The following is a 24,420-nucleotide window of genomic DNA, read 5'->3' on the forward strand; positions in this document are numbered from 1 at the left end:
TTCAGCGGTCTGCCGGTCACGATCATCCTCCGTCGGGTCTGATGTGACGGAAAGCGGCAAGCACCGCGAGATCGTAGGCGATCTTGAGCGTGCCGCACACGATCAACGGCGCGCCGAGCCAGCCAGCTCCAAGCAGCCCGGCTGTGATCGTCGGCGCCACTGCCGCTGCGAGGCTGCGCGGCACCGCCGTGAAGCTCGCCGCGGCCGGTCGTTCGGGTGGCGTCACGACGGCCATTACGTAAGCACTCCGGGTCGGCACATCGAGCTGCGACAGCGCACTGCGCATAAGCAACAAGACCAGAGTCGGCGGTAGCGTTGGCGTGAAGGCTGCCGCGATCAGGCACACGCTCGATGGAATGTGGGTGAACACCATGGTGTTGAGCAGGCCGATCCTGCGGGCAATGGGTGCGGCGGCCAGTTGCGAACCCGCGCCCAGCAGCCCGGACCAGAAAAAGAACTGTCCTGCGGCGGCAAGCGAAAGACCAAAGCGCTGGATCAGCCACAGCGTGAGCAGAGAATTGACGAGCAGGCCTCCCGCGAACGCGTCGACGCTGAAAAGGAGCGCAAGACGCGTGACGATCCCGCGCGACGGCCCAAGTGGCGCGTGGACCGTTGCCGCGTGCGCCTCGCGTTTCGGCAAACGCAGATACAGCAGGAATACGACGACGCCCGTGAGCGCGTAGACGATGAACATCGCGCGCATGGTGAAGAGCGCGGAAGCGACGGTGTGCGCAGCGATCCAGTCCGGGAGTCCGGTGAGGAGCGCGCCGAATGCCGCCGACAGCCCGCCAACGAGGCTGTAGCGGGCGAACAGCGCGGTTCGGTCGTCGCCCTGTGCGAATTCGGCGAGGTGCGCGTGCTCAAGTGGCAGAAACAGGCTGACATCGCCCGAACCCGGGTTGAGCGTGCCTGCAAACGCCACCACGAGCAGCGGCCACAGTGACGACACGAATCCAAACGCCAGGCCGGTTGCCGCCATCAGGGCGGCGGCGAAGAGCAACAGCGCGCGCTGCGGGTAACGGCCGCCCATCAAGCCGACAACGACCGTCGCAACGGCTGAGCCCAACAATGTCGCGGTGCCGATCAGGCCTACCGTGAGCTTCCCGAAACCGAGCGACAGCAGATACGCCGGCAGCAGCACGGCGACGAACCCGTCGCAGATCCCGCGCAGACTCCGCGCAGCGAGCAGCAGCAGCGCACGCCGGTCCACGCCCGCTGGCGGGAGCAGGATTGAAACGGGATTCCTGGCAGGTGACATCGCAGTACCGGAGGTTTCGCCTCGACATTACGCCATGCGCGCGCATCCGTCCGCCGTGCGTCAGAGCGCAGCGCGCGAGGAACGGAATAGGACCCCGGATCAATCGTTTAACTGTTACGCGAGTCGCGCAGTGTCGATCATTGGCACGACTTCGCGCTGCGTTTGCGATCTTCGCGTCGTTCCGTCGTGCGGCGACGCTGCCGCCGCACCCATGCAAGGATTGAAATCATGACCAGAACCCTGTTGTGCATCATTGCTTGCGCCCTGCCCATTGTGTCGGTTGCGGAGACTCCAAAGATTTCGAACGGAAGGGTCGTCGACGACGATGGAATGACGCTCTACACGTTCGACAAGGACACGGTGCCGGGCAAGAGCGCCTGCGTTGGCGCCTGTACCGCCATTTGGTCCGCAGCCGTCGCGGATTCATATGACAAGGCGAGCGGTGACTGGGGGCTCATCGCTGCCAGTAACGGAAAGCATCAATGGACCTACAAGGGCCACCCCCTGTATCGCTTTGCGCAGGACAAACAGGCCGGTCAAATGAACGGCGACGGATTCAAGGGCATGTGGCATACCGTGAAGCCCTGAAGGCCTTCCGGTAATGTTCCCGTCTTGCCTGCTCCGAAGCATAAGGCTGGCGCCGCGCGGTCAGATGAGGTGTTGCGCAATGACCGTGCGCGCCAGCGCATGAAAGCATGGATGCCTGAAGTTGATATTCGTCCCTGATCCCGTCTTCAGCTACATGGCGTAGCGCCCAAAATCAACAGCGTGGGACAGGGCGATGTGAATCGCAGCGGCGGCCAGGAAAGTCGCAAGTGCGGATATCCACAGCACGGAGGAACCTTGCCTGTCGCGATCCCGCAGATGGTGGGCGACCGATAGAAACGTAATCCAGGCCATGCCGAGACTCAGACCCGCGATGATGTCGGAAAACCAGTGAACGCCGAGGTATAGACGGGAAAAGGAAATCAGCGCTATGACCAGACCGATTGTCATGGCAATCCTGAACTGCACCGCCCTCCGAAGCCCTCGACACACGAGGTAGGCGAGGAAGCCATAGACCACAATGCTCAATGTCGCGTGGCTGCTGGGGAAGGAAAAACGCTCGATGCCTTCGTAGATCGACACGGGCCGGGACCGCTGAACAGCGAGCTTGAGCAACTTGACCGAGGCTTCAGCCGCCGCGATCACAACGATCCAGTAGCCGGCCGACCGCCATTCGCGCCGAAACAGGAGCGCGGCGAGCACGGCCAGGGACACGGGAATCGTGACGGCCGCATCGCCAAGCTCCGAAACTGCCACCATCACGTGGTCGAACAGCGGAACGCGAAGCACCTGCAGCCTGTCATGAAGCATCTGGTCGACGGCGACCAAAGGGTCACCGCTGATAACGTCTTCGAGAATCCCGAGAAACAGCCACATGCCTCCCAGGATGAGAATGACGGCGGTCAGAAACTTCGCGAAGCCGATACGGTGAAGTACAAATCTCCAGCCCTGTGAATTGCCGTCTTCGGTTCCGGACGCTATATGGGAGGACCGTCGCAACAACTTGTTCAGACGCATGCTTGGTCGCTCCCTGGCGAACCTTTAATTTGACAAAGGCAGCGTTCCATAACTCGCCTACCCCGCAATTGAAGGCGAAACGCTGTTCATCGCTGGATACAACGCCCATGCAGCCGTTCCGGCGGACTTGAGTGTAGCCCACGACGACCGTATGCGAGACGAACGGATACCGCTAATGGCGCACCCGGCGATTGGCGGGCAGCGATCCCCGACCCAAGGCCAGGCTTGACCGCGTCGCCATATCCATATTGGCCATCGTTCGAATGCTCGATGGGGCAACCCGCAGCCCTCGGTTACAATTTCGGGCAAATCGATCTCCTTCGCAGAAGGAGTTCGGGATGCCAGGCCAGTTGCAACGGGTTCGAATATGTGGGGCCGTGTTGCGACCGGTGTGGATCTGATTTGGAATGTCCTGTTGGACGTACTCCGGCAGAGCGCGGGCTTTGACGGGAAAATGTCCCCAGGCTCTATTTTTGACAAATAGCTTGTCCCTTTGACACAAGAAACTGTCCTTGGGCACAACAGGAGAATTTCATGGCATCCGTGAACAAGGTCATACTCGTCGGCAACCTCGGGGCCGATCCGGAAGTGCGCTATCTGCCGAGCGGCGACGCGGTGGCGAATATTCGCCTCGCAACCACCGACCGTTACAAGGACAAGGCATCGGGCGAATTCAAGGAAATGACCGAATGGCACCGCGTGTCGTTCTTCGGCCGCCTGGCCGAAATCGTGTCGGAGTACCTGAAGAAAGGCTCGTCGGTATATATCGAGGGTCGTATCCGCACGCGCAAGTGGCAGGCGCAGGACGGCACCGACCGTTACTCGACGGAAATCGTGGCGGACCAGATGCAGATGCTGGGCGGCCGCAGCGGCGGAGCGTCGATGGGCGGCGATGACGGCGGCTACAGCCGCGAACCGGCCGAGCAGCCGCGTGGCGGTGGCCGTGCAGCCGGTGGCGGCGCGCCGCGCGCGAGCGGCGGCAGCAGCGGTGGTCGTTCGAACGCGCCGGCTGGCGGCGGTTTCGATGAGATGGATGACGATATTCCGTTCTAAGAGGAATATCCAGCACTGATGTAAAGAAAGCCCCGGTTTGCTCTTTCAAATCAAGGATTTGGGCGGGCGATCCGGGGCTTCTGCTTTTGACGGGAATGGGTTGTGTCGCGATAAGAAAAAAGGATGAACACCTTCCAGAATGAATAGGATTGCTTATATCGCAAGAGAATAGAATTGTTCGACAGCGGTTGCAGCGACGCGATCGTCGTACATCTGCCCTTTAGTGCAGGCGTTCCAACACCTTGCCAATGCCTGCTGGCAATGCCTTGTGCAGTGTTTTCTTCGTCCTGGCCATCGCGTTCGCCATCGGTATCGGACCGCCAATTTTACCGGAGAGCCTGATCGCGACACAGCCGCTCGTTGACCGTGCGCTGCCGACGCAGACGGGTACGCGCATCTTTTCAATCGGCTGACACGATACTGCTGGCAGGGAACGGCAACATTCGAATCCGCAGATCAGGTCACTTTGCATTCCTATATAAATCGTATTCTCGATGACGATCGGGTAAATAAGGTGCGCAGCATTTAGCCCGGCTCGTTTGCCGTCCAGTTTGGTGACATTTTCGCCGCCTCATTGCAACGAAATGCAACACATATCGCACTTGCCTTTGCATGCGCGACGTTTCCCCACGGCAGCGAAAAATCGCTGGAACCCTTGTGCGGTAAGGATTTATGTGTCGCTGGCACAATGTTTGCGTTCTGACGATCACTCGCAGGCCCCAGCCCATTTCGGTATTCGGTGTACTTGTCGGTTTTCAACGGGTCGCGCTAATACGTATGGAGACAATAATGAACGAACGTGTAGTTTCTGCGTTCAGAAAGACGTCGTGCGGAATCGGGCTTGCCGTATCCGCCATGCTCGGATGCAGCATGGCCTACGCGTCGGCCGATTATCCGGCGGTCACTTTCGACCGCCTCGCCAATGCGCGGAACGACACCGGCTGGCTGACCTACTACCGCACCCATAACGGTCAATCGTATTCGCCCCTCTCGCAGATCAATCAGTCGAATGTGTCAAACCTGAAGCAGGCAGGGGCCTACAAGTTCCCCGACGAGCTGAACGGCTCGATCGTGGTCGGCAGCGCCGCTCATTGCCCGGCTCACCGGGAACGACCCGACGCGGCGCCTGACGAATTCAACTTTTTGACAAGCACAAGCACTACGTCGTGGTTCGCCGGGCTCGCCGAGCCTTCGTGATCCACGCCGCCGGTCTGCGTGTGGCCAGCGGGTGTGTTGTGACTGCGGATGTTTGCGTCGTTGCCGCATCGATCGGGCGAAGGTGGAAGTCAGGCGGTTCGACAAACCACTGACTCAAAGGATCTGAGAATCGTAGATATCGTGTGGAAATTAATTTGGTTAGCGAAATATAAGGAATATGAATTGAAATATTAATAATCTGACGATTGTTGAAGTTCCTTAACGAACCAATCCCGTGGGGCGGTTCGCGGTTAAAAGAAGAGAAGCCTTTAAGGCTTGAACCAATCAGGAAATCAAGGAGACAAAATGCGTACTCGACGATATCGGAATATTGTGCTGGCCGTTGCATTGGCAACGATCGCAAGCGCGGCCGCAGCACAATCTTCGGTAACACTCTACGGCACGGTTGATGCCGGCGTGCTCTATCAGAATCGTTCTGTGACCGGCCAGGGCCAGCAGGTTCAGCTCGCGACAGGCGGCGTCAATCCGAGCGTCTGGGGCTTGAAGGGTACCGAGGATCTGGGCGGCGGCATGGCCGCCACCTTCGCCCTCGAGTCTTACTTCGCCAGCAATAACGGCACCCTGATGACGAGCCCCGGCTACCAGACGCAAATCTTCCGGCGTCAGTCCAACGTCGGGCTGACCACGCCGTACGGCACGCTCACGTTGGGCAAAATGTATAGCCCGGCGATCCTCGCCGCCATCGTGACCGAGCCGCGTGAGTTCGCGGAGAACCTGTCGAACCTGTATACGTGGGCGTATAACCAGCTCGCGGCACCCGGCAATGCGCTGGGCGCGGGCACCAATCCCGGTAACGACGTCGGCGTCTTCATCGGCAACGCATTGCAGTACTCGAACACGCTCGGCCCTGTCTGGTTTGGCGCCGCCTATTCGTTTGGCGGCGTGCCAGGCAGCATGCGCAAGGGCAACGAAATTTCATTGGGTGTGACCTATACCGGCCCGGTCATCGCGTCTGCGGCTTATCAGCAGGTTGCGGATTCCGTATCCGGCGAGAACGTGAGCCGCCTGTGGAGCGTGGGCGTGGCCAAATCGTATGGTCCGGTGACGGGCAAGCTCAACTATTTCGACGTGATCGACCGCGCCATCGACGGTGGAGATATCTCGCACGTGACGTCGATCAGTCCGGGCGTCACCTATCAGTGGAGTGCCTCGAATGTCGCTGGGCTGGCCGGCTACTACAACAGGTATCGCGGCGGCCACAACAGCACGACGCGTTCGCTGGTGCTGAGCAACGATTTCTCGCTGTCGAAGCGCACCATGCTGTATGCACAGGTCGCGTACGTCGATGCCGGCGCGGTTGGCACGATCGATCCGCTTGAAAGCCTCAAGACGTCGATTGTCGCCGGCGGCACAGAGCCGGGCGCGAATACCGTGCTGGTCAACGTCGGCATCGTGCATCACTTCTAGTCGAAGCGGCAGTACTTGCGCCCGGGGGCGGGTGCAGGTGCAATGCCGACGTGTGCCGATCCGCAAAGGGCGGATGCACGACGATTGCGTCGCTGCAACCGCCGTCGAACAACTCCATTCTCTTGCGATAGAAGCAATCCTGTTCACTCTATAAAGTGGTTCGTGCTTCTTTCTTGTCGCGACACAACCATATTTTCCGGAGGCGTTCCGCGGTCAAAGCCGGGCTGTGCGTCGAGCACGGCGATTTCCGTATCAGGTTTCCTAAGCACGCCAGTGGGTACCACCCGAAACGGCAATGCCGATGTCGTAACGGTCCAGAAAGCTCGCGAGTTGTGGGTGTTGTAGAAGCGGGGTGGAGTTATCGCGTTGAACAAGCATTGCGCGGTCACTGAAGATCGCGGCCGACTCGACGTTCGCAAAACGCGAGCGGTAGTGGATTCCGTCGAGTTCGAGAGGGTGGTCGTGAATCGCCAGACTCCATCTGTTGGGTATCGACCAGTCGGGCGTGGACACAACACCGGCATCGAACCCGTACTGGAAAAGCGGTTGCGTGAGATCCGCGAGTTGCAGCGGTCGGCTTTCAAAAAAACCGAGCGTGGCGATCGAACGTTCTGAGATATCTCGTTCGTCGATCAGCCGCGGCCCGCCTGCATCGCCCCCGCGAAACCGGTCTCGAAAGATCGTCTCGGCCAGACAGGCGTCGAACGACGGAGAGGCGTACAGCACGCCATATTCGTCGTTCGGCGTATCGAAGCGGAACGTCATCGACGAACTGGAGCGGCGGTTGTAGAAGATCGGCCCATAGCTTCGACGGTGTACCCGGTACAGGTTCGTCGCGGCCAGGTTCAGTTCGAAAACCGGTAGTCGCGCATGGATGAAATTGGCGGGCGGCAGCGGAGCGTCGATGGTCGACGGCGAGGTTGGGCCTGCCGTCATTGTGCCCCTTGCTCGCCGGCGATCTCGGATTCGGCCAGATCGATCACGGGTTTGAGGTCGGTTGTGCTGTCAACGATAACATCCGATGGGGCGCGACCGTTGAGCAATGCCCGCTTGCCCAGCATGAACGAGTGAATGACCCAGCAGTTGGAGGACGCGTCGACGAACGGTTTAAGGGCGTCTTTCAGGCGCTCGGGTTCGGCGTCGAACTGCCACTTCGGGTAGCGAAAACCACGCATTTTCCCCGGCGGCAGTAGCGCGTAGACCTCGCCTGCCTGCCTGCCGTTGCTCGTTGATCTTCCGCTCGTTGCGGCCCGCATAGTCGCGCGCATCGAGCAACGTGAGGTTGTCCGGGTGCTCGTAAAGTTCGAGCGCGTGACGCCGACCGCGCGCACGTGCAGCGGCAAGGGGATCGGCGGGCGCTACTTGCTCGCGAGGCTTGGCGGCGAGCGCGGGCATCGCCTTGAAAATGGCGGCAGGCGGCTCACCCGATGCGACCCTGGCAAAGAGACCCGAGAGATGCACCGCACGGCCCTCAATCGTATCCGGGAGGTGTTCCACCGTCCTCTTCGCGAGATCGAGAAAATCCCGGGGGTTTACGATCGGCGGTGCCTTTTTGCTGGCTCGGGCGTGGACGTCCGTGTGGCTGATGATCTTGAACCCTGCGATGCGCGTCAGCTCCTTCTTGCTCAATGCGATGAGCGGGGCATACCGCTCCACGTGCTCAGGCTCACCCAGGGAAAGCTTCGTCACCTCTATCGTTTCAGCGGTAGATTTCCAGATCGGCCCATTTTCCTTGGCGGCAAAGTAGTAGCGCCGCGTCACCCTTTTGGGCGAGGGGGATGGACAACCGTTACGGTTTCGGTATCCGAATAAGGGCCTCGGGCGTATGTGACATCACCCAGAAGCGGATCGAAGACGGGGGCGGAGAGGGGAGGGATCTTGGCCATGGGTCAATGCTAGTTCGTGACGTTCATGACGTTCATGACGTTCATGACTTCAAGTGTGCCGATTTTTCGTTACCCCACGCGGCAACCCCTGCCTAGACCGTCTCGAATCCAAGCCGAAGCCCGAGGAAAACGAATGCAGCCGCAAAGCCCCAGCGAATGCATTTCATGACTTGAGGTTTGCTAATAACGTAGTTGCGCACCCAGGATGCGAGCAAGCCATATCCGATGAATATCACGAGCGTCATGGCCACGAAAACCAGACCAAGAACGAAGAAAATGGCTTTCGCGTTGTCGGTATCGGCGGGAACAAACTGGGGAAGAAAGGCAAGGAAAAATAGCCCGAGCTTGGGGTTCAGAAGGTTAAGCCATATGCCTGTGCCGATCAGCTGAGAGTTACTGCGAGGCGCGTCATTGGCTTGTAGTTGTAGAGCACCACTTTCCTGAAGCACTTGCCACGCCATGAAGAGCAGGTAAAGCGCCCCAGCGATCTTGATGATCTGGAAGGCAAACCCACTTGCATGAAAGATTGCCGAGAGTCCAAAAGTGCTGAGCAGGAGTTGCGGCAGAATACCGAGCGTGCAGCCGAAAGCCGCAACGGCGGATGCGCGTGTACCGAGTCCAAGACCCGTTGCGAGCGTGTAGAGGACACCCGTGCCGGGCAAGAGCACCACAATCAACGCGGTCAGCAGAAATTCCGTTTCCATTCCAAAACTCTCTCTCATTTACTGAATCCGGTGCGGATTGCAGTACTCGCTCACGCGGAAATCAACCGCACGGCTGGGCGCACATATGCAACGCGTAGTACAACGGGCCAGTCGGGCCGTTCACGGGGTTGGCATTCGGACCAGCCTTTCCGAAAATCAGCGACCGATTGCATGCGGACTTCCTTTACCCAGCGCCCAGGTCGTCAAGGCACTGGGCTTTTCAACAGCCTGCTAGAAAGTCCGGCAGCAGATCGCTCGGCAAATAAAGGTCTTGCTTAACGCTGGATCATTCCCGATCGGCTTCATGCTTTCCGGTCCCTCAGGAAAGAACTGAAAACCTAAAAAGGATGCCGAACCAAACAAATCGTCTGGGCGAATACTTCATGCGTAGAGAAACGCCGCTGCAACAGCGTCGGTTATTTGGCTAGCTTTGTATGAATTTGCGCGCATCGCCGTTGCCCTGGCGTTATACCGAACTGGCGTACGAACGCGCGCGTCATATGAGGTTGATCAGCAAAACCGGCGACAAGTGCGGCCTCGGCGAGCGTTTTACCTTCGCTGATCGCCTTATACGCCTGGCGTACGCGATACTGCAAAAGATAAGCGTGCGGAGTTGTACCAAGCTCGCGTCGAAAGCGACGAAGGGCCGTATAAGGCGTGAGGGCGGCAATATCAGCCAGTTCCTCCAGGGAGGGCGCGTTGGCAGGATCGTCGTGAATCCGCTCCAACATTCGTTGCACGCTGCGGGATGGCCCGCAGAGCGATTGCACATTCCTCTCCTGTTCGAACAACGTGCCGAACAGATCGAGGACGCTCTCAGTCGCTTCACTCGCGGTAACGTCTGGTAGACCATACAGTGCGGAGGCGAACCGCTGTGCAAAATGTATGTTGTCAACGACGGGCAGAGGGAATTCGCGTGCGGCCATCTCAGCGCCCCCAAACTCGGCGATCACGCAAGGGTCGACGTACATCATGCGCCAGCGACGTGGAGCGCCTTGAACGGGAATTCCATCGTGAAGTTCATTTGGATTTACCGTGATGACGTAGCCCGGCCCCACCTCGACCTGACCTCTGCCGCTCCAGGAGACATGGCCTCCCTCAAGCATCACCCCTACACCGTATTCATCGTGCGCATGGCGCGGGAAACGCCGGTCGGACAGAATCTCAACGATGCGTATGCCAGGCAGAGCGGAGTTTGCGAATTCAACTCTATGTAACATCGAACAAGTTCCTTCTATCTATGCGAGGTATCGCTGAGATAAAGCTCTCGTCACGACGCCATCACCCACCTGGAATTCGATTCAGGTTTCACCGCGTTGCCCCTGCGTGTTCGAAGAGGACGAATTCGCCTCGGTCGGCGCGAAATCGAACCGTCTGTTATCCGGTGTCAGGAAGGCACTCTCACCGATCGTGATGTTGAGCGCCTCAGCGTACACCTTTAGGCGGGATTGCAACGCCATCAGGTCCGCTAACGCTTCTTCATGAAGTGCTTCAGCAATAATCAGGACGTTGTTCGACCGTTCGCTAACCGCAGAGACAGCACTTTGCCGATAAGCCCACCTCCGGGAGTGGGCTTGTCCTGCAGTATCCGCGAAGACGATCTCTTCCTTGGCCGGACATTCCGCTTCGCCGGTGAAGGTTTCATGGATTTCCTCTCCGGTGGCGTGCCTCACCGTAATCCCTTCAACGACGTGGGCGATATCGAAGGCAGCGATTGGAATCGCGGCCCTCATGGATTCTGCATTGAGAACGTCAACCAAAGGATGGAGCCGCGACAGTACCCGCTCCTTGCGAAATCGACGGAGTAAGGCCTCAGCGGCACAGCGATATTGCGTTGGCTTAATACCTGCTGCCGCATAGGTACGGCGCCACGCCTGAATGGACGGAAATTCGCTTTCCTGTGCACCGTCAAGGCGCCGACATACGCATTCCAGAGTTGCCGCTATATCTACCTGATCCGGTTTAAGGTCTGCCACGCCTCGCACGACCGTGGCCATTGCCCGCAATTTCGGGAATTGCTCCCAAACTCTGTTGGAATGGAGAAAATACATTGCCCTTTGGCCCATCGTTGAAGATCACCGTGTACGGGCCCATGGTATTGAAGCTCTCTCCGGAGTTATTGAACAAAATTGACGATTTAACGTGCGCGCGCCGCACACAGCGAGTGTTCCGATAACCGTGCGAGCACCTGATGTTGGGTACGGGCCTTTGCTCACATCACTGGATCGAGATGACGACGTCCGCTGTCGCATTGTATTTTCCAGCGGTGACTTTCTCTTTCCCGGGATCAAACGCCTCGAAGGTCGCATTGACGGTGCGCGTGTAGTAGTTCCAGTTGCTGTCCGAGCCGCTTTCCGTTGCATCGTTGAGCACCGGATCCCAGCCGTCCTTGGCGCCGCCCATCGTGACGTAACGGTTGGTGAGGAAATACATCTGCTTGCCGTTCGGCCGGGACAGCTTGACGCCAACGCCATTTGCCACATTCTTCTTGCCGTAGCCGTCAGACAGCAGATGACTTACGGCGCTTCCAGCCGTTAGGAGTCCCAGACGGTTTGCGTTCCCCGCGTTCTCCTCGCGAGCCATGATGCCCATCGCGGTTTGATTGGCGTCCGTTCCGCTACTGGGTTTGCCGAATGCTTTTTCGCACTGAATGCCGATTGTGATCGGCACCGTGACGTTCTTCCTGCTCTCGAGTTCCGCCACCGACATCGTCTGAAAACGAACCACCGGCGTCGTATTGCGCACGGCGCAGGTCACCTTTCCGGTTCGCACGGTGAGGTCCCGCTTCGGGCTAATTGCGCCAGGCCAATATTCAGGCTGGCCTGTGGTGTTCACCGCGTGATCGGCGCCAACCGCCAGCGCGTCGTTGATGACGTGGGTGCCGTTGGCTCCGCCCCTGAACGCGACGTACGCGATCGGCTGCAGCGCGTTATTCGATTCTGAACCGCAGGTCTTGCATTGAAAAAGTTCGACCTTGTACCGGCTGAAATTCTTCACTTTCACGAGAAACCAGCCCTGCTTATCTGTATCCAGATTGCTCATCTGCCGCGCCAGCCAGTTGCGCGTCACCGTTTGACCGGTATCCACGTTGGTTACGCGCGATACGATGTCCTTCTCAGGGAACCGGTAGGTACCGGGGACGCCGGCCTCGTGGCTCATATCAGTACCGCCCGCATGCCTGTTGTCGCCGTTCGTCGAGAAGAATTCGTGCATCGAGATGACCGAATCGGGAGAGCACCGAAATAATATCTGTTCGCCGTTGTAGCCATTGAGGCCTTCACGACCCAGATGGTTGAGCGATGAGATGCTGCTTCCGATCAAGGCACCGTCCTTGGTGAAGCTCGTCATCTGGACCGTCATCTTATGCGCGGCCGCACCCGCGCCGTCAGTCGCGCCCCCCCAGTATCTGGCGATGGTGCCGGGTTGCGTATACTTTGGCGAGTGTTCGCTGCTCGTTTCGCCTTCGATCTTCCAGCAACCCTTCTCAAGCGATGCAGCCAGGACCGAACCCGGTACGAGCGTCAATGTCAGGAACTCCAGCGTTGCCACGCAGGCACTTTGCCGCGCGCCCCGGATCACCGGACCCAAAAAGTGCGAGGCGCTTTGAGCGTGGCTGACGTGCGAACGTCTGTCCGTCTGCGCGTGCAGGGTTTCCGATGCGGTTTTTATCCTTACGCTGGCTGGATCGACTTCATTCGAACAGTCAATAAGCATGTCGAATAATCCTTGTGCCGCAAGGCGCTACCCGGAGTGGGTTGTCCGCCTTGCGTCGTACCCGCGACATTCAACCATAGTTCAGCATTTGCGTCTCGCAGCGCGCGCTGTTCACTGACCCATCGAGCAACGTGAGGCCGGCCACGTACCGCGCGAACCGTTTTCGGATCGAGGCAGGCGTACGGCGTTCGGACATTGGCGTCACATCACTGGATCGCGATGACGACTTCCACTGTTGCATTGTATTTTCCGGCGGTGACCTTCTCTTGCTTGGGACGAAATGCCTCGAAGGTCGCATTGACTGTGCGCGTGTAGTAGTCCCAGTTGTTATCCGAGCCGGTTTGCGTTGTATCCTGGAGCACCGGATACCAGCCGTCCTGGTAGCCGCCCATCGTGACGTAACGGTTGGTGAGGAAAAATACTATCCCTTTGTTCGGCCGGGTCAGCGTGACGCTAACGCCCTGTGCCACATTCTTCTTGCCGTAGCCGTCGGACAGCAGATCACTCACGGCGCTTCCGCCCGTTACGAGTCCCAGTCGTTTTGCGTACCCCACGTTCTCCTCCCGCGCCAGGAGGCCCATTGCGGTTTGATTGGCGTTCAGTCCGCTACTGAGTTTGCTGAATCCGCTTTCGCACTGAATGTCGATCGTGATCGGCATCGTGATCTTCTCGCCGCGCTCGAGGTCCGCCACCGACATCGTCGGAAAACGAACCACCGGCGTCGTATTGCGCACGGCGCAGGTCACCTTGTCGGTTCGCACGTTGAGATTCTGCTTTGGGTGAATGGCACCAGGCCAGTAGTGATGCCAGCCATCAAAGTTGTACCTGTGATCGGCACCAATGGAGAGGCCCGAGCTGGGGATGTTGCCGCTTGCACCGCCCTTGAACGCGACGTATGCGATCGGCTGCGCGTTCTGCGGGAATGATTTGCAGGCCTTGCATTGAAAAAGATCGACCTTGTACCGGCTGAAATTCTTCACTTTCACGAGAAACCAGCCCTGCTTATCTTTATCCAGGCCGGTCATCAAGCGCGCTTGCCAGGTGTGCTTCACCACCTGACCCGTGTCCACGTTCGTCACGCGCGATGCAATGCCCTTTTCAGGAAACTGGTAGGTACCGGGGATACCGGTTAATTGGTTCACGTCTGTACCGCCGGCATTATCGTTGTCGCCGTTTGTCGAGAAGAATTCGAACATCGCGGCGCCTGAATCGGGAGAGCACCGAAACAATATCTGGTCGCCGCTGTAGCCACCGGCGCCGCTGTAGCCCATATCGTCGACCGTTGCGGTGCCGCTTCCGATCAAGTCGCCGTCGCTTGAGAAACTCGTCATCTGGACCGTTATCCGATACGCGCCATCACCGGCCCAGTCCCAGGCGCCGTCCCAGCTTTTGACGATGGCGTTGGGTTCCGTATACCACGCCGAGTTCGTGTCGCTGTTTGCGACGGTGATCTTGTAGCAACCCTTCAGAATCGATGCAGCCAGGACCGAACCTGGTACGAGTGCCATTACCAGGAGCGCTAGCGTTGCCACGCAGGCAGTTTGCCGCGCGCGCAGTGTCTTCAATCGGGTATTCATCGTTAGTCATCCACTTGATTGACGAAGGCGCTTCATTTCTTCGCAATGGCCTTCGTCTGCGGCGGCGATACGCACAGGCCGTCGAGACGGGCAATGGCCGAGCCGGTTCGCGCCGTAACCGCGACAGTCAAGCATAGTTATCAATGTTCGCGTCTCGTCGATCACGCCGTTCATTGACGCAGCGCAACGTGAGGTTGTTCGGGTGCCTTGTAAAGTTCGGACCCCGATATATCGTTGACATTGCGCCAGCAGACGCCGCGTACATGACCACGCGGAGCGGCGCACGAATCGCATGGTTGGCCACGTACTGAGCGAACCGCCTTCCGACAGAGGCAGGCGTACGGCGTTCAGATAGTGCGGTCTGATGCAGCCCGTTGCTCGATGACGGACGGCTACGACTGCTTTCAGAACGCGCTGGTTGAGCGGGTCAACGGCATCCTTAAAGGAGAGTTCTTGCTGCAGCGTCCCGCCGACCTCGAAAAGGCGGCAAAGATGGTCGAACAGCCGGTGCGCATCTATCACTACGAGCGGCTACATACCGCGCTCAAATGCACAAACGCCCGATGCGGTGCATCGGGCGTATTCCTTGAATACTACTGTCAACCTGTTCCGGGACGGGGCACAGGCTTCCGGCGTTCGGACATTGGCGTCACATCACTGGATCGAGATGACGACTTCCGCTGTCGCTTTGTATTTTCCAGGGGTGACCTTATCTTGCTTGGGACGAAACGCCTCGAAGGTCGCATTGACCGTGCGCGTGTAGTAGTCCCAGTTGCTGTCCGAGCCGGTTTGCGTTGTATCCTGGAGCACGGGATACCAGCCGTCCTTGTAGCCGCCCGACGTGACGTAACGGTTGGTGAGGAAAAATACGATCCCTTTGTTGTTCGGCCGGGACAGTGTGACGCTAACGCCCTTTGCCACATTCTTCTTGCCGTAGCCGTCGGACAACAGATCACTCACGGCGCTTCCGCCCGTTACGAGTCCCAGTGGTTTTGCGTATCCCACGTTCTCCTCCCGGGCCATGATGCCCATGGCGGTTTGATTCTCGTTCAGTCCGCTACTGAGCTTGCCGAATCCGTTTTCGCACTGAATGTCGATCGTGATCGGCATCGTGGCCTTCTCGCCGCGTTCGAGCTCCTCCACGGACATCGGTGGAAAACGAACCATCGGCGTCGTATTGCGCACGGCACAGGTCACCTTTCCGGTTCGCACGTTGAGATTGTGCTTTGGGTGAATCGCGCCAGGCCAGTGGTGATGCCAGCCCGCAACGTTGCCATTGTGATCGGCGCCAACGGAGAGACCTGCGCTGGTGATGTTGCCGCTTGCGCCGCCCTTGAACGCGACGTACGCAATCGGTTCCATCTTCCAATCCGTTTTTGAACCGCAGTCCGTGCATTGATACAGATCGACCTTGTAGCGGCTGAAATTCTTCACTTTCACGAGAAACCAGCCCTGCTCATCTTTATCCAGGCCGGTCATCAACCGCGCTTGCCAGTGGCGCTTCACCACCTGACCCGTGTCCACGTTCGTCACACGCGAGACAATGCCATTCTCCGGAAACTGGTAGGTACCGGGGATGCCGGTCTTGTCGTTCACCTCAGTACCGCCGGAATTAGGGTTGTCGCCATTTGTCGAGAAGAATTCGTGCATCGCGCCTTCTGAATCGGGAGAGCACCGAAACAATATTTGTTCGCCTGCGTAGCCACCGGCGCCGTCGTAGCCCATATCGTCGAGCGATGCGGTGCTGCTTCCGATCAAGTCGCCGTTGTTGGAGAAACTCGTCAACTGGACCGTCATCGGATACGCGCCATTACCCGCCTTGTCAGCCGCGCCGCCCCAGGATTTGGCGATGGAGCCGGGTTGCGTATACGTCTGTGAGTTCTTGTCGCCGTTTTCGCCGTTGATCTTGTAGCAACCCTTCGAAGTCGATGCAGCCAGGACCGAACCTGGTACGAGTGCCATTGCCAGAAACGCTAGTGTTGCCGCGCAGGTACTGTGACGTGCGCGCCTTGTTTTCGATCTGATTTTAATTTGTACGTTACCTTTAAAAATGCTGAATAAGCGGCGAAATGAGCCGCCGCGTCTGGCTCCATGAGCCAATACCGGGATTATTTACATTCGGTGAAATGCGTAACGCCGCTACGCAAACACTTCTTAGTTATTGACCGGCATACTGCGCTCACCCTCCACCGCCGCGCCATCGTCGTCGATCAGCGCGAACTTCACCTTCGCGTGATCGCCTGCCTGGGCGCGAAGCCCCTCCAGGCGAACCGACGACTCGGAGAACGGCGCGAGCATATTGACGACCGCCGGTTGCGATGTGTCGCCTACCGAAACATCCAGCATGTTGATCGTCGCGTAATAGGGCGTTGGGTTGTGCACGGAAAGCAGGAGGCCGGCGTTCGCGCCGGTCAATGAGAACGTCAGCCGCTTCGGCAACTCGGTCGCAGGATACGGAAGCTTGTCAACGGGGCGCACGAACACTTTGAACTGCGTGCGCATCGTGATCGTCACGGTCTGCCCGTCGCTGAACCGGTTTTTCTGTGTCAACGGAATTTCGTGCAGATTCAGCCAGAACAGCGACTCCCGATCGGCGGGCAACGGCGCGCCCGAATTGATCAACCGCAGGCTTGTCCGCTCATGGGCATCCATCCGGAAGATCGGCGGCAGTGCGATGACAGGCGCAGTCGACTCCTGTGGCGTCGTATGGAGTTCGCCATCGTCGACCCACGCCTGAACCAGCACCGGATACGTGTTGATGTTGACGAGTTGCGCCGATACTTCGGTGACGTCCCCCGGCATCACAACCCGCGACACCGTCGGCGTCACGCCGGCGATAGCCTGCATCGCACCCGCCGTCGCCGCATACAGGGCCACGCAGAGCGACGCACGAATCGCATGGCTGGCCGCGTACCGGGCGAGCCGTGTTTTCACCGGGACAGGCATAGGGCGTTCAGACGTTGCCATCACATCACTGGATCGAGATGACGACATCCGCCGTTGCGTTGTATTTTCCAGGGGTGACCGTATATTGTTTGGGCTTGAACGCCTCGAAGGTTGCATTGACGGTGCGCGTGTAGTAGTTCCAGTTGGTGTCCGAGCCGGTTTGCGTCGCATCCTGGAGCACCGGATACCAGCCGTCCCGGGCGCCGTACTCCGTGGTGTAACGTTTGGTGAGGAAATACATATCCGAGTTGTTCGGCCGGGTCAGCTTGACGCCAACGCCCTTTGCCACATTCAGCTTCTTGCCGTAGCCGTCAGACAGCAGATAGGTCACGGCGTCTCCCCCCGTCACGAGTGCCAGCGGTCTTGCGCTCGCCGCGTTCTCCTCGCGAGCCATGATGCCCATTGCGGTTTTCAATGCGCTCGTTCCGCTGTCGTTGTTGATGAAATTTTTTTCGCACTGAATGTCGATCGTGAGCGGCATCGTGACGCCATGGTAGCTATTGAGCTCAGCCACCGACATCGGTGGAAAACGAACCATCGGCGTCGTATTGCGCACGGCGCAGGTCACCGTGTTGATTCGCGTTTTGAGGTCCAGCTTTGGGTTAATCGCGCCAGGCCATTCGTCAGGCCGGCCCGAATAGTTGCTGCTGTGGTCTGCGCCGGGTGATAGCCCTGAACTGATTTTGCCATCGTGGCCATCAGATCCACCCTTGAACGCGACGTAGGCGATTGGCTGCTGCGCGTCATCGTTTGTTGAACCGCAGCGCTTGCATTGAAAAAGATCGACCTTGTACCGGCTGAAATTCTTCACTTTCACGAGAAACCAATTCTGCTCATCTCGATCCACGCCGGACATCGGCCGCATCTTCCAGTTGCGTGTCACCACGTCACCGGTGTCCAGGTTGGTGACACGCGATACGACGTCCTTCTGAGGGAACCGGTAGGTACCGGCGATGCCGGATAGCTGGCTAGCGTCCCAGGAGCCGGCCGTGGCGCTGCTGCCGTTTGTCGAGTAATACTCGTACATCGCGTAGGCTGCCTCGGGCGAGCACCGAAACAATACCTGCTCGCTTCTGTAGGGACCACGATTGCCTCCGGCGCCCAGATCGTGGAGCGATGACACGGTGCTTCCGAGCAAGTCGCCGTCCTCGGAGAAACTCGTGATCTGGATCGTCATGGGATACGCCTCTTTACCTGCCGAACTAACCGCGCCCGTCCAGGGGCTATAGGTGAGGCCGGGCTGCGTATACTTCTCCGAGTTCTTGTCTGTCGTTTCGGTTTCGATCTTCCAGCAACCCGTCTTCTTCGATTGAGCCAGGACTGAACCCGGTACGAGCGCCATTGCCAGGAGCACCAGCGTTGCCACGCAGGCACTTTGCCGCGCGCACATGGTTTCCGATCCGGTTTTCATCCTTACTCTGGCTGGATCGATTTCGTTCGAACAGTCAATAAGCATGCCAAATAATCCAATTTGGTTGACGAAAGCGCTTTATTTTTTCGCAACGAGTTTCGACTGCGGCGGCGATACGCACAGGCCGTCGAGACGGGCGATGGCCGAGCTGGTTTGCGTCGTATCCAGCCGATAGTCGATCGTGCAACGATCTTTCGTCTGGCTGCCCCATTCGGCAATCAGCGTACCTTGCGTATCGGGCACGCGCGCATAGACCTGGCTTCCCTGTCCGACAATCCCGATCGTCGTACCGTTGGCGTCCACCACGTTCGCGCCGAGCGGAAGCGGTGAGCCGTCGGATGTGTTCGCGCGAATGAGCACGGCATGGCCGGTTCGCGTCGAAAACTTCAGCAACACGGCCGCCCCGGCATACGGCGCGACACGCACTTCGCTCGTCGTCAGCTCGGCCTTGCGATGAATGCCCTTGGAGTCGAGTGCAACATCGTTGTTCCGGTAAGGCGTGAGTGACGGCACGATCGCGTACCCGGAACTATTAACCTTCACACCGTTTGCGTTGCGCAGCGTTGCACCTTCCGCGCCTTTCGCTTCGACGAGGCCGAACGTATCGCTCAGGTACGGCCCGAACGTCACACCACCGGCATGCACGACGGCCGCGCCACGCAGATCCGCGCCCGCCTGCCAGAACCCGCTGCCTTGCGATGCGCTCACGCCAGCCTGAACTGCAGAGAAGTTGTGCTGCAAGGCGCCGCTCACAGTGGGTTGTCCGCCTTGCGTCGTACCCGCGACATTCACGCCATAGTTCAGCGTTCGCGTCTCGCCTAGCGAGCCGTTCATGGACACTTGATAAGTCGAGTCTCGATTACCGGAGCTGGCGACGCTGCTGGAAAGAGTCGGAGAACGCGAGCCCAGGCCGAGCGGAATGGAGACCGTCGCCATAACCGCCGTATCGCCGCGGTATGTCCGCCGCGGTGTAAAGGCCGAGCCGCTCCCGATAACAGGATCGGAGCCGCCGTCGTGCGAGAGGTATCGCTGGCGGACGACCGAAAGCGCGAAGTCAATCGACTTGAAATGGTTGCTGTAGCTGAGCTGATACTGCGTATCGCGAGAGCTCGATTTATAGTAGCCGCTTGCCGATGCGGACAACAACACCGAGCCGTAGCGGCCAAGGCCCTGATTGATGTTCGCGGTGAGGCGGTCGCGTTGCCGATAGGTGCTCGATCGCCAGGTCCGCCCATCCTGGTAGGCGGCGCGCGCGCCGAGCGCGTCGAGCAGATCGCGATAGCCGCTGGACGAGTAACGATATGCCGTCACGGCAAACGTCGTGTTACTCGGCTGCAGCGTATGGCTGTGGCTGAGGGTGGTCTGCCAGCCATGCACGCGCTTGCCGGTTTCGTCGAACGCATTCGACCAAATGACATTGGCGGCGAACGTGCCGAATGACGTGCCCTGCACGGCGCCCGCGAGCGCGGACTGATAGCCCGTGGCGACACGCAAGGCGCCATTGACTGTGAGCGTGTTGGTCAATCCGCGCTCATAGGCGAGATCGGCGAACACGGCTCTTGCGCCTTCGATCTGCCGCACCCGGCCCAGTGTGATGCCGTAGCGCGACATACCAGGCCGCAGCGAAGTGACGGCGGCCAGGAGCGGTACTTTGAACGAGGATTCCTGACCGTCGGCTTCATACACGCGGACGACCAGATCGCCGTAATAGCCGGTCGGCTGGAGATCGTCGATCACGAACGGACCGGGTGCGACCGTCGTCTGATAGATCACGTTGCCGTTCTGGCTCACGACCACGCGTGCGTTGGTCCGGGCGATACCCTTGGCGGTGGGCGCATAGCCGAGCATCGAATCGGGCAGCATCCGCTCGTCGGATTCGATATGAACACCGGTATAGGCGACCGGGCTGAGCAGACTATTCGTATAGCTCTGGCCCACTTCGAGCTTGCTGCCGATCGAAACCAGCGGCCGCTCGGCGTACGCACGGATATTGTTCCAGGTGGTGGTGTTCCGCCCGGCGCCGCTGTAGTGGCTGAGCGTACCCTGTTCGCGAAAGCGCCACAGCCCGACGTTCATGCCGGACTGGGTTCCGACATAAAGCGAATTCGCCAGATTCCGGGTGGTCGACGCCGTGTAGTAGTTCGCGTCATAGTTGACGTATCCCATCGTCCGGCCAGCGTCGAGGTTGGCCGGATCGACTGCGCCGCGTGCCGTACGCTTCATCTGATTGAGCGGTACGTCGAGGTCGAGACGCAGGTGCGACAGATTGAACTTTGCGGACGCACCGGGCACGCGTGCCGCGAGCGGTGCGCATTGCTCCTGCGCACCGGCGGCGCCTGCGTTCTCGCTTCGCACGATTACACCACCCGATTCCAGAAGCGCGTCGCTCAGGCACGGGCGAACTTCATCGTCGTTGTCGGTCCGGCGAAACTCGATTGCCTTACTCGCCAGAAAAACTTTGTTAACGTAAATATCAATCCGATATTCACCCGGCTCGACCGTATTGGGCTTGTTAAAGCGCTCAATATCGGCGACGCCAATCGGCGATCCGATCAGCAGCGAGCTGTCGAAACCGAAAGCGTCCGGCGAATCATTGGACGAGGGCACATCGTTTGGCGCTTCCACATTTATCGCGTGACTCGTCGTGGTGAAGAGTGCGAATGTGGCGCAAAACAGTGACGAACGGAGCAGGGCTTTCTTCTTGACTGACCGACGTGAGGATGTGCGTTTGGGATGTCGTCGATAAGACATCTCATTTCAAGTCGGGAATGGCAGCTTTATATTCTGCATCCCTGACTGCGCCGTAATCGTCAATATATCGAACACTAACATGGACGATTTCCCCGTTGAGTGGACAAGTTCCCTTCACGCTCCATTCGTGGCTTGAGTACGGCGCGATCATGTCGGGTTCGAATGTCGCAGTGTGTGAGCCGCACTTAAGTTTTCCCTCGACGAGCGATACGTAATAGCCCGACCCGTTATCTGCAACGATTTTCTCGCTCCCTGCTTTACCAGTGTTGATATGAAAACCAAGCGTGTCGATGGCCTGCGCCGGATCGCCCTCGATTTCAGCCGGACGATAGAAAAGCTTGACGCGGTTGCGCAGCAGCATGGTCATCCTGTTTCTGTCCGCGACGCTCGCGCTCACGGCTGGAATCTGCAACGTATTCAGATAGAACAGCGTTTCCCGATCCTTCGGCAAGCCTTCGCCGACGAATACGAGCCGTACCGAGTGACCACTGTTCGGCTCGATGCGGAAGACCGGCGGACTCGCGACAAAAGGCGCGTTCGCCGTACTCGGGGTGGAAGCGGCGTCCCCGGTATCGACCCAGACTTGCATCACGCTGGGGGTCTCGTCGCGGTTCGTCAACCGGAGTGTTCGCTCGCTCGCACTCCCGTCGTAAATCACACGGGTATGGGGCAGCACGACGCTGCCCCAGGCCGTTCCCGCGAAAACGCTGGAAGCGAGCAGTGTGATCGCAAGCGAAACACTTGAACTGACCCGCCCCACAGCGCCTCTCCGACACATCTGTTTTTCGTGTGACACAGCTTTTATTGATAGCTAACCATGTACTGCACGCTGCCGTTCACCACACCGGCCGTTGCTGTGCCTTCGGAGATGTACTGGACGGCGAAGTCGTACGATGCATTCTCTTCGCCCTTCTTCAGCGTCAGGCCGGATGCGGTGTGGGCGCCCTTGCTCAGATCGAACGGCGCGCCCGGCTTGGCCGGATCGAGCAGCTGCAGCGCCACTTTTGTAGCAGCGCTTTTACCAGTTGCCGTGTTGGCGAGATTGCCATCCGAAAGGTTGTTTCCGACGAACACGGTCTTGATTGCCTGATCCGCCGTGGCAGCCTTGCAGCCGCTCACGCTGATGGTGAAGTTCGTCGTGCCGATGACCTTCTGCGCAGTGGCCAGATCGGCTGCTGAAACGGCCGGAAGCAGCACTGTCGGATTGGCGGGCGAGCCGTTGATCGCGACGTTGCAGGTCTGGTCCGTGACTTCGCCGACGAAGTTGATCGTGTTGGCGCCTGCATACGCAGCCGAGATCGGAGCGGCGGCAATGACCAGGGCGATGAGTTTCTTCTTCATGAGGGTGCCTATTAATGAGGGTTGGAATGGACTGCGGGAAAACCCAATTCCATAAAGTTCGCATTACTTAATTTGAATATCTCAGAGGCGCCGTGTAATGACCCCATTAGACCGGCCTCTGTCAACTCGGAGCGTATGGTAACAGATATTTACAAAATGTAATGTGAAAGAAGGTTAATCGTAATGTTCGGGTTTGGGTGCGGCCGGAGGGCCGAAGCCGGCAGAGACGGGCAGCACGAAGCCTGATGCCTGATCCGCCGCGTCAGCGGCTTAGATGCAAGCCGAGTTATCTTGATTTTATTGGTCGCGCTAAAATGGGGTGCGACGGTCTTTTTTTGTGCACGAATTGGGCAGTGTTTCTTGGGGGCTGATGTCGCTGTTTATTTAAACGCGCTAATCGAAATATTCAAAATAATTTTGCGAGTGTTAATTCTTGATTCAAGCCTTTCTCTATCGCCACTCGGCGCCCCCGTGATGACGCGAGCAGGTGCCCGAGCGATGCTGGCTGAAGCAACGGACTGCGGCAAGCATATGTGCGGCATGGCTGCCGCCCCTCAGGCTGATCCCCATTATTCTCTTCCCCGTGCTGGTTTTATTTCACTGGCACGTCCGGCGTGCCAGTGGTCTGGCTCAACTGAACCGCTCCGGTTTTCCTGGGCTCGTGCCAGGTGCCAGCGCTTCCTCACGTGTCGGAAAAATAAAATGCCTTATCGATCCGACGTTCCAGTGCCATATAGCGCTCACAGCCTTGCCACTCGCTGTTCAGGTGAAGCAGGACGAAAAATCCAACTACGGCCGCAATTGCACCGATCCAATCCATAGTAAGGCCCACAATCAGCAGGATGGGTAACCCGAACGCCAGGATCCACCAGCCAAGAAAGAACTTGGCAACCATACCCAGGCAGAAATAGCCGACCACAAGAAGTATCAGGCCGAGAATTGTCAGTATGAGATCCATGGGTCAATCCAGCAGGCGCGCTTTCTGTTGTACAAATTCCTCTTGAGTCAGAATTCCTTTCTCAAGCAACGCGGCTAGCCGTTCCAGCTTGACCACGATGTCATCCGAAGCGGGCTGTGCTGACGCGGTAACTGACCGGAGCGATTGCTTGCGTGCCTCAATGGCGTCACGAACCTTGTTTGTGAAGGCAATGACGGACTTCTTCAAAACATTGGTGATCATGCGCTGTGACGCTGCGTCTTCAATGGCGATCTTCCCGAACAAGAGTCCCGTCTCTCCCGAGACTGCATTGATTTTGTCGAGATCAATGGCGGCCTGCCTCAGACCGTAGATCATTCCCTTATCGAGGAAGATGATTCGCCGATCGGTGAGCGTGATCAGCCATGTGTTGGCATCCATGATCCCAGACGAGAACGCTAGCACTTGCTCACCGTCAGAAAGAACCTTCGGCAGGTGATTCAACTCCTTTTTTCGTGAAGAACTGGTCGTCGCCCATCTCCTTTGCAATACGGTCATATTCCTGCTTGAGGTTCTTGGGGCTGGCGTTCTTGAAATCAAATGCCATGTTCTTACGTTATGCTGAGTTTGTGGTGGGGTCCTTGGCTGGAGTGGGTATGTTAGGTTTGCAATATT

At 58.4% G+C, this 24,420-nt stretch carries 23 protein-coding genes and 1 pseudogene; 5 read left to right on the plus strand and 19 right to left on the minus strand.

Features of this window, described 5'->3' with window-relative positions:
* Window positions 1–22: 22 nt before the first annotated feature.
* Window positions 23–1,258, minus strand: a complete 1,236-nt coding sequence (locus ACFPTO_RS12275; RefSeq protein WP_377711604.1) for an MFS transporter — start codon at window positions 1,256–1,258, stop codon at window positions 23–25.
* 228 nt (window positions 1,259–1,486) lie between these two features.
* Here ACFPTO_RS12275 and ACFPTO_RS12280 point away from each other — a divergent pair, with 228 nt between their 5' ends.
* Complete coding sequence (locus tag ACFPTO_RS12280; RefSeq protein ID WP_377711605.1) at window positions 1,487–1,846, plus strand: COG4315 family predicted lipoprotein; 360 nt, start codon at window positions 1,487–1,489, stop codon at window positions 1,844–1,846.
* A gap of 150 nt (window positions 1,847–1,996) precedes the next feature.
* Here ACFPTO_RS12280 and ACFPTO_RS12285 read toward each other — a convergent pair whose 3' ends face one another.
* Window positions 1,997–2,821 (minus strand): phosphatase PAP2 family protein, encoded by an 825-nt coding sequence (locus tag ACFPTO_RS12285; protein ID WP_377711606.1) that lies wholly within the window; start codon window positions 2,819–2,821, stop codon window positions 1,997–1,999.
* A gap of 534 nt (window positions 2,822–3,355) precedes the next feature.
* Here ACFPTO_RS12285 and ACFPTO_RS12290 point away from each other — a divergent pair.
* The 3 genes from ACFPTO_RS12290 to ACFPTO_RS12300 all read left to right on the plus strand — a co-directional run bounded on the left by ACFPTO_RS12290 (window position 3,356) and on the right by ACFPTO_RS12300 (window position 6,499).
* The gene (locus ACFPTO_RS12290; protein ID WP_377711607.1) at window positions 3,356–3,874 is read left to right on the plus strand and encodes a single-stranded DNA-binding protein; all 519 of its coding nucleotides are present in this window, start codon (window positions 3,356–3,358) and stop codon (window positions 3,872–3,874) included.
* 870 nt (window positions 3,875–4,744) lie between these two features.
* Entirely contained in the window at window positions 4,745–5,071 is a 327-nt protein-coding gene (locus ACFPTO_RS12295; protein ID WP_377711608.1) for a hypothetical protein, read from the plus strand.
* 306 nt (window positions 5,072–5,377) lie between these two features.
* Entirely contained in the window at window positions 5,378–6,499 is a 1,122-nt protein-coding gene (locus ACFPTO_RS12300) for a porin (RefSeq protein ID WP_377711609.1), read from the plus strand.
* Between the two features lie 261 nt (window positions 6,500–6,760).
* Here the strand turns inward: ACFPTO_RS12300 and ACFPTO_RS12305 are convergent, their stop codons facing one another.
* From ACFPTO_RS12305 to ACFPTO_RS12335, 7 genes are all read right to left on the minus strand, one after another.
* The gene (locus tag ACFPTO_RS12305) at window positions 6,761–7,435 is read right to left on the minus strand and encodes an RES domain-containing protein (protein ID WP_377711610.1); all 675 of its coding nucleotides are present in this window, start codon (window positions 7,433–7,435) and stop codon (window positions 6,761–6,763) included.
* A 171-nt stretch (window positions 7,436–7,606) separates the two neighbouring features.
* Entirely contained in the window at window positions 7,607–8,260 is a 654-nt protein-coding gene (locus tag ACFPTO_RS12310; RefSeq protein ID WP_377711611.1) for a hypothetical protein, read from the minus strand.
* A 217-nt stretch (window positions 8,261–8,477) separates the two neighbouring features.
* A complete protein-coding gene (locus ACFPTO_RS12315; RefSeq protein WP_377711612.1) occupies window positions 8,478–9,107 on the minus strand; it encodes a LysE family translocator in 630 nt (209 codons plus the stop codon).
* Between the two features lie 398 nt (window positions 9,108–9,505).
* Window positions 9,506–10,309: a helix-turn-helix transcriptional regulator gene (locus ACFPTO_RS12320; RefSeq protein ID WP_377711613.1), complete on the minus strand. Its 804-nt coding sequence runs from the start codon at window positions 10,307–10,309 to the stop codon at window positions 9,506–9,508.
* 81 nt (window positions 10,310–10,390) lie between these two features.
* Complete coding sequence (locus ACFPTO_RS12325) at window positions 10,391–11,086, minus strand: B3/B4 domain-containing protein (RefSeq protein ID WP_377711614.1); 696 nt, start codon at window positions 11,084–11,086, stop codon at window positions 10,391–10,393.
* Window positions 11,087–11,306: 220 nt separating this feature from the next.
* Window positions 11,307–12,803 (minus strand): fimbrial protein, encoded by a 1,497-nt coding sequence (locus tag ACFPTO_RS12330; RefSeq protein ID WP_377711615.1) that lies wholly within the window; start codon window positions 12,801–12,803, stop codon window positions 11,307–11,309.
* A gap of 206 nt (window positions 12,804–13,009) precedes the next feature.
* On the minus strand, window positions 13,010–14,380 hold the full coding sequence (locus tag ACFPTO_RS12335) for a fimbrial protein (RefSeq protein ID WP_377711616.1): 1,371 nt from the start codon (window positions 14,378–14,380) through the stop codon (window positions 13,010–13,012).
* A gap of 372 nt (window positions 14,381–14,752) precedes the next feature.
* Between ACFPTO_RS12335 and ACFPTO_RS12340 the strand changes: the two are divergent.
* A pseudogene (locus tag ACFPTO_RS12340) lies at window positions 14,753–14,963 on the plus strand (integrase core domain-containing protein); the annotation flags it as partial.
* Window positions 14,964–15,034: 71 nt separating this feature from the next.
* On the opposite strand, the gene ACFPTO_RS12345 reads toward ACFPTO_RS12340, so the two are convergent.
* From ACFPTO_RS12345 to ACFPTO_RS12390, 10 genes are all read right to left on the minus strand, one after another.
* The gene (locus tag ACFPTO_RS12345; protein ID WP_377711617.1) at window positions 15,035–16,480 is read right to left on the minus strand and encodes a fimbrial protein; all 1,446 of its coding nucleotides are present in this window, start codon (window positions 16,478–16,480) and stop codon (window positions 15,035–15,037) included.
* A 54-nt stretch (window positions 16,481–16,534) separates the two neighbouring features.
* Window positions 16,535–17,443 carry a fimbrial biogenesis chaperone gene (locus ACFPTO_RS12350; protein ID WP_377711618.1) on the minus strand — a complete coding sequence of 303 codons (909 nt, stop codon included), beginning with the start codon at window positions 17,441–17,443 and terminating at the stop codon, window positions 16,535–16,537.
* Window positions 17,352–18,737, minus strand: coding sequence for a fimbrial protein (locus ACFPTO_RS12355; protein WP_377711619.1), 1,386 nt, complete (start codon window positions 18,735–18,737; stop codon window positions 17,352–17,354). Before ACFPTO_RS12355 ends, ACFPTO_RS12350 begins: the two co-directional genes overlap by 92 nt.
* Before the next feature lie 78 nt (window positions 18,738–18,815).
* Window positions 18,816–21,488: a fimbria/pilus outer membrane usher protein gene (locus ACFPTO_RS12360; RefSeq protein ID WP_377711620.1), complete on the minus strand. Its 2,673-nt coding sequence runs from the start codon at window positions 21,486–21,488 to the stop codon at window positions 18,816–18,818.
* A gap of 1 nt (window position 21,489) precedes the next feature.
* Window positions 21,490–22,248 (minus strand): fimbrial biogenesis chaperone, encoded by a 759-nt coding sequence (locus ACFPTO_RS12365; protein ID WP_377711621.1) that lies wholly within the window; start codon window positions 22,246–22,248, stop codon window positions 21,490–21,492.
* 41 nt (window positions 22,249–22,289) lie between these two features.
* Window positions 22,290–22,829 carry a fimbrial protein gene (locus ACFPTO_RS12370; protein ID WP_377711622.1) on the minus strand — a complete coding sequence of 180 codons (540 nt, stop codon included), beginning with the start codon at window positions 22,827–22,829 and terminating at the stop codon, window positions 22,290–22,292.
* A gap of 450 nt (window positions 22,830–23,279) precedes the next feature.
* Window positions 23,280–23,399 (minus strand): DUF3761 domain-containing protein, encoded by a 120-nt coding sequence (locus tag ACFPTO_RS12375; protein WP_377711623.1) that lies wholly within the window; start codon window positions 23,397–23,399, stop codon window positions 23,280–23,282.
* Between the two features lie 112 nt (window positions 23,400–23,511).
* A complete protein-coding gene (locus ACFPTO_RS12380; RefSeq protein WP_377711624.1) occupies window positions 23,512–23,787 on the minus strand; it encodes a hypothetical protein in 276 nt (91 codons plus the stop codon).
* A 3-nt stretch (window positions 23,788–23,790) separates the two neighbouring features.
* Window positions 23,791–24,249 (minus strand): PH domain-containing protein, encoded by a 459-nt coding sequence (locus ACFPTO_RS12385; RefSeq protein ID WP_377711625.1) that lies wholly within the window; start codon window positions 24,247–24,249, stop codon window positions 23,791–23,793.
* Window positions 24,221–24,352: a hypothetical protein gene (locus ACFPTO_RS12390; protein ID WP_377711626.1), complete on the minus strand. Its 132-nt coding sequence runs from the start codon at window positions 24,350–24,352 to the stop codon at window positions 24,221–24,223. The genes ACFPTO_RS12385 and ACFPTO_RS12390 overlap by 29 nt, the downstream gene beginning before the upstream one ends.
* Window positions 24,353–24,420: the final 68 nt, after the last annotated feature.

It is taken from the genome of Paraburkholderia denitrificans, assembly GCF_042655705.1.
GTDB classification, from domain to species: Bacteria; Pseudomonadota; Gammaproteobacteria; order Burkholderiales; family Burkholderiaceae; genus Paraburkholderia; species Paraburkholderia denitrificans.